The organism is Nonomuraea typhae, assembly GCF_009760925.1.
In the GTDB taxonomy this organism is placed as follows: Bacteria; Actinomycetota; Actinomycetes; order Streptosporangiales; family Streptosporangiaceae; genus Nonomuraea; species Nonomuraea typhae.
Genome location: NZ_VRLV01000008.1, coordinates 391549 through 407511 on the forward strand (window position 1 = coordinate 391549; position 15963 = coordinate 407511).

Consider the following 15963-nt stretch of genomic DNA (forward strand, 5'->3'; position numbering starts at 1 on the left):
AAGTCCAATGTGCTGGATGCGCTGGCGTACATGCGGAACATGGTGCGCGGCTCCCTTCGCGAGAGTGAGCCCGGAACCGGGGCTTCGCGTCACCCGTTCGCGTTGGATCCAGCCATGCGCGATGAACCTGCGCTGTATGTTGTGGATATTCTGCGTGGCCCGCAGATTGACGTCGACGCCCCAAGATCGACCGTCTTTCCATCATTCGCAAGGCGGTCGCTCGGCGATCTTCCGAGTACGACGCCGTTTGGTGCGTCCTGGACACGGACGCGGCCTGTCTCAGGGCTCGCCAGTTGGACGCGACTGGGAGAACTTTCTGAGAAACCCTTCGACCAATGCCTGGCAGCTGGTTCTGACTCTTCGCCCCAGGGTTTGATCCGCGTAGGCCGCCGTGGCCCCTGGCTCGGGTCAGGCAGGGGCGGCCACCCGGATTCGAGGAGGTCGAAGACGGCGTTCAGGGCGGCCGGCGGGTCGGGTTCCGAGCCTGTTCGAGGTCGGCTGGCGGGCACCGCGCTCGCGGCGCGGCTGTGGACCGCCAGCGCCGACCTCACCGGCCTCGATCCAGACTCCAGCCTCGGATGAGCCCGGCCGTTCGTTTCAGGATTCGCCGGACAACCGTGCCGACCCCAGCGACGCGCTCGTGATGACCCTCGCGGCGGTGGTCGTGGACGAGCTGGAGGTCAGCTCGGCCAGCGAAGCCCTGTTGAGCGCGTAGACCACGAACTCGTAGGTGTTCACCGTGCGCGGCGAGCAAGGCCCCTGGTACCCGAAGAGGCTGGCGCTGCCGCGGTAGTAGACCTGCCTGGACCCCGACGGGACCGAGGGCCGGTAGACGTGGTCGACGTTCTGCGGGAGGGCGGTCACGCTCACCGGGATGTCGTAGATCACCCAGTGAATGAGATTCCTGTTGTCGAGATCGCGCATGACCAGCGCGTAGCTCTGGGTGGTTGCCGGCCCGCCGGCCCATGACAGGGGCGGGGACTCGTTCCGCTGGCGTGGGTCACTGCCTCCGCTGGTGCATTCGTGAACCTTGGGGATCACACCACCCGGAGAGAAGGCGCTGCTGGTCAAGGTGAATACGGCACTGCCCGGGGTCAAAGCCGGGGACATGGCGAGGAGGGCACACATCATGGCGTGTTTGACGGTCACAGAGAGCTCCTAAGGACGGTATTTGGTCCTGATGCTCCAGCCGTTCCGGATCAGACATATATGCAGATCGTGGCCACAGTGTATGGAGGGCGTTTTCCCCTCGCCACCATCCACTTTTGCATAACGCCGGCTTGTGTAGAGGTTGGCCATCCACCGTTCGGTGGATTTTCCGGTCAGCAGCATTCACCTCCGATCGTGGCCGGCAGGTCGATTCGCCGTGCGGCCCACGGCCAGATGCTTGAGCCATGGCAGTCATCGAAGTCACCGCCCTCCGCAAGAGGTACGCGGACCTGGTGGTTCTGGACGACGTGTCCTTCTCCGTGGAGGAGGGCGAGATCTTCGGCATCCTCGGGCCGAACGGCGCGGGGAAGACCACGACCGTCGAGTGCGTGGAAGGTCTGCGGCGCGGCGACAGCGGGTCGATTCGCGTGCTCGGGCTCGATCCCATCGGCGACGGGCCCAAGGTGCGCGAGCAGATCGGGGTGCAGCTCCAGCAGACGCAGTTGCCGGAGAACCTCAAGGTCTGGGAGGCGCTGGATCTGTATGCCTCCTTCTACGCCCGGCCGCGCGACTGGCGGGAGCTGCTTGAGGAATGGGGGCTGGCCGACAAGCGCGATGCCCGGTTCGGGAAGTTGTCTGGTGGGCAGAAGCAGCGGCTGTTCATCGCGCTGGCGCTCGTCGGCAACCCCCGGGTGGCGTTTCTCGACGAGCTGACCACCGGACTCGACCCGTTGGCCCGCCGTACCACCTGGGAGCTGATCAAGCGGATCAAGGCCAACGGCGTCACCGTGGTGCTGGTCAGCCACTTCATGGACGAGGTGGAGGAGCTCTGCGACCGGGTCGCGGTCTTCGACCGGGGCAGGGTCGTGGCGGTCGACACGCCGGCGGGGCTGGTCGGCGGGGAGCACCAGATGCGGTTCACGCTGATGACGGATGGCGATGTCAGCGGCCTCGAAGCGGTGCCGGGGGTCGCCGAGGTCTCCAGAACCGGGAACCGGGTCGTCGTCACCGGGCGGGGCGACTTCGCGACGGCCGTCACCGCGCAACTCGCCCGGCAGCACGTGCTGGTCAGCGATCTGCGCATCGACAAGCGCACGCTGGACGACGCCTTCACGGCCCTCACCGGCCGCTCCTTCAACTAGGTCCCCCAACCGGGTCCTCCAACCAGGTCCTTCGGCCAAGCCCTCTCCCCGCCAAGCCTCCCCCTGCCAACCCCTCCCTCCAGATAAGGGGAAATTTCGTGAAACTTGCCATCGTCGAGATCAAGTTGCTGGCCCGCGAGCCCGGCGCACTGTTCTCGCTGCTGATCCCGATGTTCATCCTGGTGGTGTTCGGCAGCTCGATCGAGCCCGGCGACACCGTGCTGCTGCCGATGGCGCTGGCCATCGCCGTCGGGCTCGTGGCGCTGTACATGCTGCCGACCACACTGGCCACCTACCGGGAGCGGGGCATCCTGCGCCGGCTGTCCACGACCCCGGTCCGGCCGGGAAACCTGCTGGTGGTGCAGTTGCTGCTCCAGCTCGTGCTCGCGCTGCTGGCCTGCGGGCTGCTGCTGACGGTCGCGGGGACCCTGCTGGGGGCCCGGCTGCCGGCCTCGGTGGTCCCCGCCGTTCTCACCTTCGTGCTGGGTACGGCCGGCATGTTCGCGATCGGCTTGCTCATCGCCGCCCTGGCGCCGAACGGCCGGTCCGCCAACGGGGTCGGGGTCATGCTGTACTTCCCCATGGCCTACCTCGCCGGACTCATCCAGCCGATCGACCAGATGCCGGATATAGTGGCCCGAATTGGCGAATACACACCTCTTGGGGCTTTCGGGGGGAGTCTTCGGGAGGTTTGGGCGGGTCAGGTTCCCAGCCCGTTGCTGCTGGGTGTGATGGCCGGCTACGCGCTGGTGATCAGCATCGTGGCGGCCAAGTCCTTCCGCTGGGAGTGAGAGATGACCGGCCGCCTCGACCGCTGGGAACGCCTGCTGGAGCGGCAACTGGCGGCCGCGCCGTACGTGCTGCTGGTGATCTCCACGGTCCTGGTCCTGCTCACGGGCGGCAATCCGTGGATCACGCTCTCCCTGGCGGCGGTCGCGGCCGGGTGGCTGACGTGGATGCCGCGGCGCGCCGGCTACGTGACGGGGCTGGTGGTGCTGATCGGCGCGCTGGCCGCGCAGGGCATGTGGTTCGTCAGCTTCTTTGGCTTCGTCGGCTATCTCCACTCCTGGCAGTACCTGAAGGGCCCGTGGCGGTTCGCCGGGGTGACGGCCACGGCGGCCATCAGCGTCACCGTCTACAGCGGCGGCCTGCCGGAGCCCACCCCGTCCGCGATCCTCACCCACCTGTTCTTCACCGGCGCGATCGTCGCCGCGGTCGGCCTGTTCAGCTTCCTCGGCGAGGTCACCACCGAACGCAGCGCCGAGCGCAAGCGCATGGTGGCGCAGCTCGAGGAGACCATGCGGGAGAACGCCGGCCTGCACGCCCAGCTCCTGGTTCAGGCCCGCGAGGCCGGGGTGCTCGACGAGCGCCAGCGCATGGCCGCCGAGATCCACGACACCCTCGCCCAGGGGCTGACGGGCATCATCACCCAGCTCCAGGCGGCCCGGCAGGGCGACGACTGGCGCCGGCACGTCGATCTCGCGGTACGGCTGGCCCGCGAGAGCCTGGCCGAGGCCCGGCGTTCCGTGCACGCGGTCGGACCCGGCCAGCTCGAGGCGGCCCCGCTGCCCGAGGCGCTCCAGGACCTCGTCGACCGGTGGCGCGAGCTCAACGAGGTGCGGGCCGAGTTCACCGTCACTGGTACGGTCCGTCCCATGCATCCCGAGGTCGAGGAGACGCTGCTGCGCACCGCCCAGGAGGCGCTGGCCAACGCGGCCAAGCACGCGCACGCCTCCCGGGTCGGCCTGACGTTGTCGTACATGGAGGACACGGTCACCTTGGACGTCCGCGACGACGGCATCGGCTTCGACCCCAAGCTCACGGCCTTCGGCCTGACCGCGATGCGCAAGCGGGTGAGCAGGCTGGCCGGCACGCTGGAGATCGAGTCCGAGACCGGCGCCGGCACCGCGATCTCGGCGAGCCTCCCGGCGGTGGCCCGTGGCTGAGACCCCGATCCGGCTGATGATCGCCGACGACCACCCGATCGTGCGCGACGGCCTGCGCGGCATGTTCGCCGGCGACCCGGGCTTCGAGGTGCTCGCCGAGGCCGGCGACGGCGCCCAGGCGGTCGAGCTGGCCCGGGCGCTGAACCCCGACGTGATCCTCATGGACCTGCGCATGCCCAGGATGGACGGCGTCGCCGCCATCAAGGAGCTGGCCAGGCTGAAGATCGCCGCCCGCGTGCTCGTCCTGACCACCTACGACACCGATCGGGACGTCATCCCCGCCATCGAGGCCGGGGCCACCGGCTACCTGCTCAAGGACACCGGCCGCGACGAGCTCGTCCATGCGGTCCGTACGGCGGCGCGGGGTGAGGCCGTGCTGTCCCCGTCGGTCGCCACCCGGCTCCTCGGCCAGGTGCGCACCCCGGCCGACCCGCTGAGCGCGCGTGAGCTGGAGATCCTCAAGCTCATCGCCGAGGGCGCCACCAACCGCGAGGCCGCGGCCCGCCTGTTCATCAGCGAGGCCACGGTCAAGACCCATGTGCTGCACATCTATGCCAAGCTCGGCGTCAACGACCGCGCCGCCGCCGTCGCCACGGCCTTCCGCCGCGGCCTACTCACCCTGGACACCTGAGCGCTCCAGGCGTTTCAGTACCGCCTCCAGGTCCCCGTATCCCCTGGCCAGCGCCCCGGCGTTGGCGATCACCGTGGTTCCGCAGGCCATTCTGGCGGCCAGGTACAGGGCGCAGGTCTCGCGGGCCCCGGCGCCGGTCACGCGGGCGGGCCGCCACCGGGTGGGGCCGCGGACGATGATGCAGCGCCGGTCCACGCAGATGCGCGCCCCCATGTTCCGTAGGCCCGTCACGTGGGGATTGCGGCCGGCCCCTTCGAGCACGGACCGCCCGGGCGCCTGCGCGGCCAGAAGGGTGAGCAACGGCAACAGATCCGCGGGGAACTCCGGGTAAGGCCCTGGCCGTACCCGGGCCGGGCGGGTCGGCGGCCCGCTGACCACCACCGAGGAACCGGTCTCCGTGAGCCCGACCCCGAAGGCGCGCAGCGCCTCCAGGCAGCCGGCCATCCGCCCGGCCACCTCCCGCTCCAGCTCCACCCAGCCGCCGGCGGCCGCGGCGGCGATGGCCAGCGTCCCGGCGTACATGCGATCGGACGGCACGTCGATCGGTCCCCGCGCGCCGGTCATCGGCCCTTCGACGACCAGGTCGTGGCCGTCCCGCCGGGCCCGGGCCCCGAGCTGGTTCAGAACGGTCAGCACGTCGTCCACCTCCGGCTCGGGCCCCGCCCGCCGGATGGTGGTGCGGCCCTCCAGCGTGGCGGCGAGCACGGCGGCCAGCGCGCTGACGGCGAACTCACCCGCGCCGACCTCCCCCGGCCGGGCCGGCCCGCCCGACAACGCCCACCCGGAGGCGGCGGGCCGCAGCATGAGCCCGAACCCGGCCAGCGCGGCGGCGTACGGCGTCAGGTCGAGACGGGGGCCGATCGTGCGCGGCCTGCCGTCCATGTCCTGGGCGAGGAGGCCGAGGGCGTAAACCGCGCCGCGCGGCCCGGAGGACAGCCGCCCCGGCAGGTGGCGCGGCCCGGGCAGCCGCTCACCGACGAGCAGGCCGTCGTCCGTGTCCCGCAGCCGCACGCCCAGGTAGCGCAGCACCTCGGCCAGGCCCCGCACGTCGGCCAGGCCCGGCAGCCCGCGCAGTTCGACCATGCCCGGCGCCAGCGCGGCGGCGAGCATGGCGGGCATCGCGGTGTTCCCGGACCCGGGCACGATGGCGCAGCCTCGGATCGGCTTGGCGGGACGGACTTCCAGGACTTCCAGCATCATGCCGAGGTGGTGATGACGGCGGTGGTGAACCGGTCGGCCACCTCGTCGATCTCGTCGTCCAGCGACCGGACGGTGAGCCCGAACCCGGCGCCCATGTAGCTGTCGGAAACGCCGACGGAGATGGCCACGGACCGCGACAGCAGCGCGTCGGTGAACGGCAGCGCGCCGACCCGGTAGTCCTGCGTCCGCGCGGGCCGCTGGAACGGGCAGGGCGCGACCTCGCCTGCCTGGATCGCGGTCAGCGCGGGCATGTGGCCGTAGTAGTGCCGCCCCGACTGCGCCATCGTGCCCGTGTCCAGCGCCTTGGCGACCGCCTGCGCGTGGGCGGGCTGGTCGAAGACGTAGACGAGGAGCGTGCCGCACTCCCCCGCGGGGTCGTGCAGCGTACGGCGGCGCACGCCGAACCCGGACAGGTCGGGGATGGCCATCAGGAGGCGGTGCTTGCGGTGCCGGCAGGCGGCCAGGACCTGGTCGAGCTTCTCCAACTGGGCGCAGGCCACGGCCCCGGCCAGCTCGGACATGCGCAGGTTGAGCCCGAACAGGACGTCGCCCTTGCCCCAATCGGTCCGGCCGGGGTACCAGCCCTGGTTCTGGAAGGAGTAGGCACGCCGGTAGAGGTGCTCGTCGGGCAGCAGGACGAAGCCGCCGTCGCCGCTGGTGATCACGGTGAACTGGCCGAGGGAGAACGCGCCGGCGTGGCCGTACGTGCCCACGTGGCGACCGCGGAAGGTGGCGCCGCAGGACTGCGCGACGTCCTCGACGAGCAGCAGGCGGTGCCGGTCGGCGAGCTTGCGCAGCGCTTCGAGGTCGCACGGCGCGCCGAGCATGTGCACGGCCATGATCGCGCGGGTGCGCGGCGTGATCCGCGCCTCGACGTCGGCCGGATCGAGGGTGAACGACTCGTCGACCTCGGCCAGGACCGGGACGGCGCCGGCGTGGACGATCGCCGCGATCGGCGCGATGAAGGTGTAGCCGGGCGCGATCACCTCGTCGCCGGGACCGACGCCCAGCGCGGCCAGCGCGGTGAGCAGCGCCGAGGTGCCGCTGTTGACGGCGACGCAGTACGGCGCGCCGAAGACGGATTCGCTGGCCAGCTCGAAGCGCCGCACGAACGAGGTGTACTGCGGCACGTCATGGGCGTGGCGGTTGAGCGCCCACGTACGCATGACGACATCGATGTTCTTGCGCTCTTCTGCGCCGAAGAAGGAGAACCCGGGACCTGCCATGACCGAAACCTCCCGTCGAGGGAAACGAGGACGTCGCGGAAAAGCCTTTCTGAGCGAAATTCAGCGCGCTGAGGAATCGCGCTCACAACGCGCTGAGCAGGGATCCGATAATTGAAAGAGCATCTATTGGGATACTGCCGTAGCGCCCCCTCACCCTACGGTGGCGCCCCCGGATGTCAATAGCCGAGTCAAGCAACCCTATTGGCGGGGGCGCCATTGTAGGGAGCCCGGAATTACAGGTCGGCGGCTTCGGCGCGCAGCTTCTCGCCCTTGGCGTACGCCTGCTGCTTCAGCTCCGCCTGGAAGGCCGCCATGCGCTCGCGCAGCGCGGGGTCGGCGGCGCCGAGGATGCGTACGGCCAGCAGTCCCGCGTTGCGGGCGCCGCCGATCGCCACCGTGGCCACCGGCACCCCGGCCGGCATCTGGACGATGGACAGCAGCGAGTCCATCCCGTCGAGGTATTTCAGGGGCACCGGGACGCCGATCACCGGCAGCGGCGTCACCGAGGCCAGCATGCCGGGCAGATGGGCCGCGCCGCCGGCGCCGGCGATGATGACCCGGATGCCGCGGGAGTCGGCCTGCCTGCCGTACTCGATCATCTCGGTCGGCATGCGGTGCGCGGAGACGACGTCGGCCTCGAAGGGCACCCCGAACTCCGCCACGGCCTCGGCGGCGAGCTTCATGACCGGCCAGTCGGAATCACTGCCCATCACGATGCCGATTTTCATGCTGCCTCCTCCGTCGGCATCATGAAAATCAAGATGCTGCGTGCAATGGTTCGCTCGCTCACGTGTACTCCCCGGTCGTGAGGTAGACGGCGGCGTGGCGGGCGCGGGCGCGGACCTCGTCCAGGTCCTTGCCCAGGGCGGTCACGTGGCCGATCTTGCGGCCGGGGCGGACTTCCTTGCCGTAGAAGTGCACCTTGACGCCGGGGTCGTGTGCCATGACGTGTTCGTAGCGCTTGAACAGGTCGGGGTCGTCGCCGCCGAGGAGGTTGACCATGACCACATAGGGGGCGGTCATCGTGGGGGCCCCGAGCGGCAGGTCCAGGACGGCGCGCAGATGCTGCTCGAACTGGGAGGTGCCGGCGCCCTCGATCGTCCAGTGGCCGCTGTTGTGGGGACGCATGGCCAGCTCGTTGACGATCAGGCCGCGATCCGTCTCGAACATCTCGACCGCCAGGAGACCGGTCACGCCCAGCTCGTGCGCGATCTTCAGGGCGATGCGCTGCGCCTGGGCGGCGTCCTCCGGGTCGAGCAGCGGCGCCGGGGCCAGCACCTCGACGCAGATGCCGTCCTGCTGAACGGTCTCCACGACGGGATAGCTGACGCCCTGCCCGTGCGGCGAGCGGGCCACCAGCACGGCCAGTTCCCGCTCGAACGGCACGAACGCCTCGGCCATCAGCGCGACCCCGCCGGCGAACGCCTCCTCGACCTGGGCGGCGTCGCGGCAGACCCAGACGCCGCGGCCGTCGTAGCCGCCCCGCACCGCCTTCAGCACCACCGGCCAGCCGTGCTCGGCCGCGAACCGCTCGACGTCGCCGGGGCCGGACACCCGCGCCCACGGCGGGCAGGGGGCGCCGATCTCGGTGAGACGCTGCCGCATGACCGCTTTGTCCTGGGCGTGCACGAGCGCGTCCGGCCCGGGATGTACGGCGTGGCCGTCGGCGATCAGTTCCCGGATGTGCTCGGTCGGCACGTGCTCATGATCGAAGGTGATCACATCGCAGCCCCGCGCGAACTCCCGCAGGTCGGCCAGCTTCCGGTAGTCGCCGAACCGCGTGTCGACGATCACCCGGGCGGCGCTCTCCTCGGCCGTGTTGGCCAGCACCCGCAGCTCGATGCCGAGCGCGATCGCCGGCGGCTGCGTCATTCTGGCCAGCTGACCGGCGCCGACCATGCCGACGACGGGGCCGATGGGAGGGTAAGAGCTGCTCACGGGCCCAGATCATACCGGTGCCCGCACATCGGCCAGGTCGCGGCGCAGGGCGAGCGTGCGCACCTGGTTGTCCTGCCGTACAGGCGTAGGTGGTGCGGGGTGGAGCTGGGCGGCCGTTCCGGGTAGCCGTGCAGGCACGGCCGCCCAGCGTCTTCTCCGCCCAGGTGGTGAGGGCGGCCACGGTTGCGGTGGCGTCGTCGATGCGCTGGGCGGTGGATGGAGGGGTGGACGGCGGGCCGCCGGGAGTCGCCCGGGTCGTGGCCGTCGCGCCGCAGCCGGCCGTCGTCGCCGACAGCACGGCTAGCAGGATGAGCACTCGACGCGACAAGGGCGGGCCCCCGAGGTCGTGGCCGTCTGGGGTCGCGGGGACGCCGCTCCGGCGGGGCGCCGCCTGCGATCTGTCTCGCAGACTAGTGCCCCGGAAAATGCCATGCCCGTGATAGACCGATTTTTCTAGACCCGTATTTTGTGCACGGTTGATGGCCGAGGTTGCGGGTAGGGGTTCAACTCCGGACCCTGACCGGTACCCTGGGTAAGGTCGTTGTCGGATTTGAGCAGTGGATCGGGAAGGGCCGAGGACGAGACGTGGAGTTTGTGAAGCGCCTCTACCAGCGGTTCGCCACCCTGGTTCACGAGCTGGCCAAGTTCGGCACCATCGGCGCTCTGGCTTTCGTCGTCGACTTCCTCGCCCTCAACCTGCTCCGGCAGGGCCTGGGCCCCCTCACCTCGCTGGTGGGGGCCACGATCATCTCCACGACCTTCGCCTACGCGGGCAACCGCTGGTGGACCTTCCGGCATCGCGAGCAGAGCGGCCTCGGCCGGGAGTACTTCCTGTTCTTCCTGTTCAACGGCATCGCCCTGTTGATCAGGCTGCTGGTCACCGGCTTCACCACCTACACCCTGGGCCTGCACGACCTGCTCAGCTTCAACATCGCCAACATCGTCGGCGTCGGCCTCGGCACCCTGTTCCGCTTCTGGTCCTACAAGCGCTGGGTGTTCCTGGAGGCGACCGAGCCCATTCCCGCCGAGCTGCCCGAGGTCGAGACCCGCCAGCGCTGAACCGGCTCAGGCGGGTCCGGTCACCACCCGGCTGCGGCGCTTCTCCTCGGCCGGGCGCAGGAACAACGAGAACACCGCGGGGCGGCGCCGTACCAGCTCCAGCCGGCCGCCGTCGGCGGCGGCCAGCGCGCGGGCGAGCGTGAGGCCGAGACCCGTGCCGCCGCCCCCGCTCACGTTGCGCTCGAACACCCGTCCGGCCAGGTCGTCGGCGATGCCGGGGCCCTCGTCGGCCACCTCGATGACCACGTAGTTGTCGCTGCGGCTGGTCGCGACCGTGACCGTGCCGCCGCCGTGGCGCAGGGAGTTCTCCAGCAGGGAGGCGACGACCTGGCCGAGGCCGCCGGTGGTGCCCAGCGCCTGCAGGCCGCGTTCGCCCTTGAGCAGCAGGTCGCGCCCGCTGCCGCGGAAGACCGGCGCCCACTCGGTGACCTGCTGGCCGAGCACGTCGTCCACGGTGATGGGCTCGGCCTGGGAGTGCCGCTGTCGGCGGGCGGCGGCCAGCAGTTCGTCGATGACCGCGGTGAGCCGCTCGGCCTGCACGATCGCCGCCTCGCCCTCCTCACGCACGACTTCCGGATGCTCGGCGGCGGCCACGATCTCCTCCAGGCGCATCGTCAGCCCGGTCAGGGGCGTGCGCAGCTGGTGGGAGGCATCCGTGGCGAACTCCCGCTCGCGGGTGAGCAGGTCGGAGATCCGGGTGGCGCTGCGGTCGAGGACCTCCGCCACCCGGTCGAGCTCGGGTATGCCGTAGCGGTGCTTGCTCGGCCGGGCGTCCCCGGAGCCCAGCCGTTCGGCGATCTTGGCCAGATCCTGCAGGGGGAGCGTCAACCGGCGGGACTGGACGATGGCCAGCCCCACGGCGACGGCCAGAGCCGCGACGGCCAGGGCGACGATGAGCAGCAGGCGTGCGCGCACGTCCTGCTCCACCTGGTCTCTGTCGCGGCTCACCCGGACGTAGATGCCGCTCTCTGATTGGGCGTCCTCCGTCATCTGGTGACCGGACGGCGGCGGTGTGCCGACGATGGTCGCCTTCGGAGGATTGCCCCGCTCATAGATTTGTATGTATCTGCTGGGATACTTCTGTTCCAGCTGCTGGGGGTCGAGTGGCGTGTCCTGGATGCGGGCGTATTCGACCTCACCCACCAGCCGCGTCGCCTCCGCCCTGAGCTCCTGAGCGGCTTCGTCGACGATCAGCCGGCTGACCACGATGCCCAGGGGTACCCCGAGCAGCAGGACCGCGATGACCGCGACGACCAGGGTGGAGGAGAGCAGGCGGCGGCGCATCGCCTACTCGCGTTCGAAGCGGAAGCCGACTCCCCGGACGGTGGTGATGTAGCGGGGCTTGGCGGCGTCGTCACCCAGCTTCCGGCGCAACCAGGAGATGTGCATGTCGAGCGTCTTGGTGGAGCCCCACCAGTTGGTGTCCCAGACCTCGCGCATGATCTGTTCCCTCGTGACCACCTTCCCGGCGTCACGCACCAGCACGCGCAGCAGGTCGAACTCCTTGGTGGTCAGGTGCAGTTCCTTGTCGCCCATCCAGGCGCGGCGGGAGTCGGCGTCGATGCGGACGCCCTGCACGACCGGGGTCTCGGAGGTGCCGCGGCGCAGCAGGGCACGGACCCGGGCCAGCAGCTCGGCCAGGCGGAACGGCTTGGTGACGTAGTCGTCGGCGCCGGCGTCGAGCCCGACGACGGTGTCGACCTCGTCGACGCGTGCGGTGAGGATGAGCACCGGGGTGCCGTGGCCCTCGGCCCGGATCCGGCGCGCAACCTCCAAGCCATCCATCTCGGGCAGGCCCAAGTCGAGAACAATCAGATCGATACCGCCCGACAGGGCCCTCTCCAGGGCCTGCGGGCCGTCGGGACTGACCTCGACCTGATAGCCCTCGCGGCGCAGTGCACGCGCGAGTGGCTCGGAGATCGAGGTGTCATCCTCGGCGAGAAGTACGCAGGTCATGAAGCGATCGTAGGACCTTAGGCGATCGTTTCCCGGGCACAGCGCGCGGTTTGACTCGTCGTTGACCTATCCATTGACCTGGACAAACACTGATATACGTTGCTTAATCCCGATTTACCCACCCGGCCAAACGGCCCCATCTCTCGCCCCCGGCCGCCAAGCCCAGCCGCTCCGGCGTGTCGCGGGCCCCGGACCGGACAACAAAACGCCCACCGGGGGTTCCGGCGGGCGTTTCATGGAGGTTGCCTAGTGGTCGGCCGAGGGTGGTTCGGCGTAACGGGCGAGGTACAACTGCTCACCCAGCGACTGGATCAGGGCGAGCTCGGTCTCCAGGTAGTCGATGTGGTGCTCCTCGTCGGCGAGGATGTCCTCGAAGAGGCGTGCGGAGGTCGTGTCGCCCTTCTCCCGCATGAGCTGGATCCCCGGCCGCAACCGCTTCACCACCGAAAGCTCGACATCGAGGTCGGCCTTGAGCTGCTCCTCCACCGTCTGCCCGATGTGCAGCGTCCCGAGCCGCTGGTAGTTGGGCAGGCCCTCCAGAAAGAGGATCCGGTCGGTGAGGCGCTCCGCGTGCCGCATCTCGTCGATCGACTCGGCGCGCGTGTGCTCGGCGAGCTTGGTGTAGCCCCAGTTCTCCTGCATCTTGGCGTGCAGAAAGTACTGGTTGATGGCGGTGAGCTCGGCGGTGAGCTGCTCGTTGAGCAACTCGATGATCTGCTTGTCGCCCTGCATGGACGGGCCCCTTGTGCTAAGCGGTCGTCAGTTCTTCAGACCGCTTCAGGATGGCACAGATCTTACGCACGCAAGAGGCACAGTCGCCACCGGCGCCGGTGGTGTCGCGGATCTGGCGGACGCTCCTGGCACCCTCGGCAATGCAGTCGTGCACCTCATTCTCGGTCACGGCACGACAAACACATACGTACATCGAGGGGAAGCCTCTCACAGATCACTAAGGTTAGGCACACCTAAAGTACCTCACTTTACTAAGGGTTGCCTACGTTAGGTATGCCACACCTTCCCTGGAAGGTACCCCTCAGTGACCTCGGGTGATCCACTCCTGCAGATGCGGAGCCTCGGCGCCGATCGTCGTGGACTCGCCGTGCCCGGTGTGCACGACCGTCTCCGCGGGAAGCGTCAGCAACCTGTCCCTGATCGACTCGATGATCGTGCCGAAGTCCGAGTGCGACCGGCCCGTCGCGCCGGGCCCGCCCTTGAACAGCGTGTCGCCGCCGAACAACGCCCCCAGCTCCGGCGCGTACAGGCAGACCGCGCCGGGCGCGTGCCCCGGGGTGTGGATCACCTGCAGCACAATGCCGCCGACCTCGATCTTCTCGCCGTCGCTCAACGGCTCGTACGGCACGGCCGGGCCGTACACCTGATCCCACAGAACCTGGTCGGCGGGATGCAGCCGGATCGGCGCGCCCAGGTCGGCGGCGGCGTTGATGTGGTCGTTGTGGGCATGCGTGCACACGATCGCCTTGAGCCGGCGCCCGCCCACCCGCTTCCTGATGGCCTCGGCCGAGTGCGCCGCGTCGATGACGATCACCTCGCGGGCGTCGCCGACCAGCCAGACGTTGTTGTCGACCTCCCAGGTGCCCCCGTCGAGGGAGAACGTGCCGGAGGTGATGACCTTGTCGATCACAGGACCACCACCGAGCGCAGCACCTCGCCGCGGTGCATCCTGGCGAAGGCCGCCTCCACCTGATCCAGCGCGATCTCCTCGGAGACGAACTTGTCCAGCGGCAGCCGGTTCTGCAGGAACAGGTCGATGAGCATCGGGAAGTCGCGGGAGGGCAGGCAGTCGCCGTACCAGGACGACTTCAGCGCGCCGCCGCGGCCGAAGACGTCGAGCAGCGGCAGCTCCAGCGTCATCTCCGGCGTCGGCACGCCGACCAGCACGACGGTGCCGGCCAGGTCGCGGGCGTAGAACGCCTGCTTGTAGGTCTCGGGGCGGCCGACGGCCTCGACCACGACGTCGGCGCCGTGGCCGCCGGTCAGCTCGCGGATGGCCTCGACGGGGTCGTGGGAGCGGGAGTTCACGGTGTGGGTGGCGCCGAAGCCGCGCGCCCACTCCAGCTTGCGGTCGTCCACGTCCACGGCGATGATGCGGGCCGCACCGGCCAGCGAGGAGCCCAGGATGGCCGCGTCGCCGACGCCGCCGCAGCCGATCACGGCCACGGAGTCGCCCCGGGTGACGCCGCCGGTGTTGATCGCGGCGCCGATGCCCGCCATCACGCCGCAGCCCAGCAGGCCCGCGACCGCGGCGGGCGCCTCGGCCGAGACCTTGGTGCACTGCCCGGCCGCCACCAGCGTCTTCTCCAGGAACGCGCCGATGCCGAGCGCCGGGGACAGCTCGGTGCCGTCGGCCAGCGTCATCTTCTGCTTGGCGTTGTGGGTGGCGAAGCAGTACCACGGCCGCCCGCGCAGGCAGGCCCGGCACTGGCCGCACACCGCGCGCCAGTTGAGGATCACGAAGTCGCCCGGCTCGACGGCCGTGACGCCCTCGCCGACGACCTCGACGGTCCCGGCCGCCTCGTGGCCGAGCAGGAACGGGAAGTCGTCGTTGATGCCGCCCTCCCGGTAGTGGAGGTCGGTGTGGCAGACGCCGCACGCCTGCACGTTCACGACCACCTCGCCGGGACCCGGGTCCGGCACGATCACGGTCTCGACGGAAACTTCCTGGCCCTTGCCCCTGGCGACGACGCCACTGACTTCGTACGGCATGCCGTCATCTTGCTTTCATCCGGAAGATCTTCGCAAGACGTACGGCTGCACCACGCCGAGGCCCCGTGCCGGGCGGCGGCGGATCCTGACCACCTCGACCGCGTTCTGCCCGGCCAGCTCGGCGGCCAGGCCCGCGTCCACGACGATGGTCCCGGGCCGGGCGATGGCGGTCAGGCGGGCGGCGAGATTGACGGTGGTGCCGAAGACGTCGCCCATCATCGGCAGCACGGGCCCGTAGGCCATGCCGATGCGGAGCTCCTCCGCCGCCACCAGCTCCAGCGCGACCTCGGCGGCGACGAGCGGCGTGGGCGCGGTGAACAGGACCTCGTCGCCGAGCGTCTTGACCAGCCGGGCGCCGCGCGCGGCCACCACGTCGGCCGCCCGCGCCTCGAAGCCCTCGACCAGGTCGGCCAGCTCCCGCTCGTCGAGGTCGCGGGCGCGGCGGGTGAAGGCGACCAGGTCGGCGAAGCCCACCGTGATGTTGACCCGGCTCATCACGGTCTCGTCGTGCACGTCGGCCAGCGCCAGCATCCGGGTGCCCGCGGCGGCGAGCTGGGCCCGCCACACGTGCACGAGCACGTGCTCGAAATCGGGTAGCAGGTGCTGCGCGGTCTCCAGGACGCGGGCCAGCTCGCGGTCGCTCGCCTCGGCGTCCTTGGGCAGCATCGCGCCCACCATGATCTCGGCCTGCCACTGCGCGAGCCTGGCGGTGGTACGGCCCAGCGCGCGGGTCATGCGCAGCACGGTCTGCTCGTCGAGCAGGCCGCTGTCGAGCATCGTGCGCACCCGGCCGAGGGCGGAGACGTCGGCGTCGCTGAAGGCCACCGCGTCGTCGGGCAGCGTGGCGAAGCCGAGCGCGCGCCAGATCCGCTCGGCCAGTTCCCGGGAGACGCCGGCCTTGGCCGCCACCTCCGCCCGCGTGTAACGGGCGGGCGTGCCGACCAGCAGCCGCTCGATCTCCTCCGCGGTGGGCCTTCCTGGGCTGTCCACGC

General features: G+C 70.1%; 18 protein-coding genes. 5 read left to right on the forward strand and 13 right to left on the reverse strand.

Annotated features, from left to right (window positions below; all coding sequences use genetic code 11):
- Positions 1–597: 597 nt before the first annotated feature.
- Positions 598–1131, reverse strand: a complete 534-nt coding sequence (locus tag FVE25_RS30540) for a YbhB/YbcL family Raf kinase inhibitor-like protein (RefSeq protein WP_157250623.1) — start codon at positions 1129–1131, stop codon at positions 598–600.
- 263 nt (positions 1132–1394) lie between these two features.
- Here FVE25_RS30540 and FVE25_RS30545 point away from each other — a divergent pair, with 263 nt between their 5' ends.
- From FVE25_RS30545 to FVE25_RS30560, 4 genes are all read left to right on the forward strand, one after another.
- Positions 1395–2291, forward strand: a complete 897-nt coding sequence (locus FVE25_RS30545; protein ID WP_157250536.1) for an ABC transporter ATP-binding protein — start codon at positions 1395–1397, stop codon at positions 2289–2291.
- Positions 2292–2389: 98 nt separating this feature from the next.
- On the forward strand, positions 2390–3082 hold the full coding sequence (locus FVE25_RS30550) for an ABC transporter permease (RefSeq protein ID WP_157250537.1): 693 nt from the start codon (positions 2390–2392) through the stop codon (positions 3080–3082).
- A 3-nt stretch (positions 3083–3085) separates the two neighbouring features.
- The gene (locus FVE25_RS30555; protein ID WP_157250538.1) at positions 3086–4237 is read left to right on the forward strand and encodes a sensor histidine kinase; all 1152 of its coding nucleotides are present in this window, start codon (positions 3086–3088) and stop codon (positions 4235–4237) included.
- A complete protein-coding gene (locus tag FVE25_RS30560) occupies positions 4230–4868 on the forward strand; it encodes a response regulator (RefSeq protein ID WP_157250539.1) in 639 nt (212 codons plus the stop codon). Before FVE25_RS30555 ends, FVE25_RS30560 begins: the two co-directional genes overlap by 8 nt.
- On the opposite strand, the gene FVE25_RS30565 is transcribed toward FVE25_RS30560, so the two are convergent.
- The 5 genes from FVE25_RS30565 to FVE25_RS56470 form a co-directional block, all read right to left on the reverse strand.
- Complete coding sequence (locus FVE25_RS30565) at positions 4848–6068, reverse strand: hypothetical protein (RefSeq protein ID WP_157250540.1); 1221 nt, start codon at positions 6066–6068, stop codon at positions 4848–4850. The two genes, FVE25_RS30560 and FVE25_RS30565, sit on opposite strands and share 21 nt — an antisense overlap.
- Positions 6065–7294 (reverse strand): DegT/DnrJ/EryC1/StrS family aminotransferase, encoded by a 1230-nt coding sequence (locus FVE25_RS30570; protein ID WP_157250541.1) that lies wholly within the window; start codon positions 7292–7294, stop codon positions 6065–6067. The genes FVE25_RS30565 and FVE25_RS30570 overlap by 4 nt, the downstream gene beginning before the upstream one ends.
- Positions 7295–7527: 233 nt before the next feature.
- A complete protein-coding gene (gene purE / locus FVE25_RS30575) occupies positions 7528–8022 on the reverse strand; it encodes a 5-(carboxyamino)imidazole ribonucleotide mutase (protein ID WP_157250542.1) in 495 nt (164 codons plus the stop codon).
- A 58-nt stretch (positions 8023–8080) separates the two neighbouring features.
- Positions 8081–9232 (reverse strand): 5-(carboxyamino)imidazole ribonucleotide synthase, encoded by a 1152-nt coding sequence (locus FVE25_RS30580; RefSeq protein WP_281367919.1) that lies wholly within the window; start codon positions 9230–9232, stop codon positions 8081–8083.
- Between the two features lie 9 nt (positions 9233–9241).
- Positions 9242–9370: a hypothetical protein gene (locus tag FVE25_RS56470; RefSeq protein ID WP_281367920.1), complete on the reverse strand. Its 129-nt coding sequence runs from the start codon at positions 9368–9370 to the stop codon at positions 9242–9244.
- A gap of 447 nt (positions 9371–9817) precedes the next feature.
- On the opposite strand from FVE25_RS56470, the gene FVE25_RS30585 reads away from it, so the two are divergent.
- Complete coding sequence (locus tag FVE25_RS30585; RefSeq protein WP_157250543.1) at positions 9818–10291, forward strand: GtrA family protein; 474 nt, start codon at positions 9818–9820, stop codon at positions 10289–10291.
- A gap of 6 nt (positions 10292–10297) precedes the next feature.
- Here the strand turns inward: FVE25_RS30585 and FVE25_RS30590 are convergent, their stop codons facing one another.
- From FVE25_RS30590 to FVE25_RS30620, 7 genes are all read right to left on the reverse strand, one after another.
- A complete protein-coding gene (locus FVE25_RS30590) occupies positions 10298–11575 on the reverse strand; it encodes an ATP-binding protein (RefSeq protein ID WP_157250544.1) in 1278 nt (425 codons plus the stop codon).
- 3 nt (positions 11576–11578) lie between these two features.
- Positions 11579–12247 (reverse strand): response regulator transcription factor, encoded by a 669-nt coding sequence (locus tag FVE25_RS30595; protein WP_012888073.1) that lies wholly within the window; start codon positions 12245–12247, stop codon positions 11579–11581.
- A gap of 246 nt (positions 12248–12493) precedes the next feature.
- A complete protein-coding gene (gene bfr / locus FVE25_RS30600) occupies positions 12494–12979 on the reverse strand; it encodes a bacterioferritin (RefSeq protein ID WP_157250545.1) in 486 nt (161 codons plus the stop codon).
- A gap of 16 nt (positions 12980–12995) precedes the next feature.
- Positions 12996–13172, reverse strand: coding sequence for a (2Fe-2S)-binding protein (locus tag FVE25_RS30605; RefSeq protein WP_157250625.1), 177 nt, complete (start codon positions 13170–13172; stop codon positions 12996–12998).
- Positions 13173–13280: 108 nt separating this feature from the next.
- Positions 13281–13889 carry an MBL fold metallo-hydrolase gene (locus FVE25_RS30610; protein ID WP_157250546.1) on the reverse strand — a complete coding sequence of 203 codons (609 nt, stop codon included), beginning with the start codon at positions 13887–13889 and terminating at the stop codon, positions 13281–13283.
- Positions 13886–14971 carry an S-(hydroxymethyl)mycothiol dehydrogenase gene (locus tag FVE25_RS30615; RefSeq protein ID WP_157250547.1) on the reverse strand — a complete coding sequence of 362 codons (1086 nt, stop codon included), beginning with the start codon at positions 14969–14971 and terminating at the stop codon, positions 13886–13888. The genes FVE25_RS30610 and FVE25_RS30615 overlap by 4 nt, the downstream gene beginning before the upstream one ends.
- A 15-nt stretch (positions 14972–14986) precedes the next feature.
- A complete protein-coding gene (locus FVE25_RS30620; RefSeq protein ID WP_157250548.1) occupies positions 14987–15961 on the reverse strand; it encodes an adenylate/guanylate cyclase domain-containing protein in 975 nt (324 codons plus the stop codon).
- Positions 15962–15963: the final 2 nt, after the last annotated feature.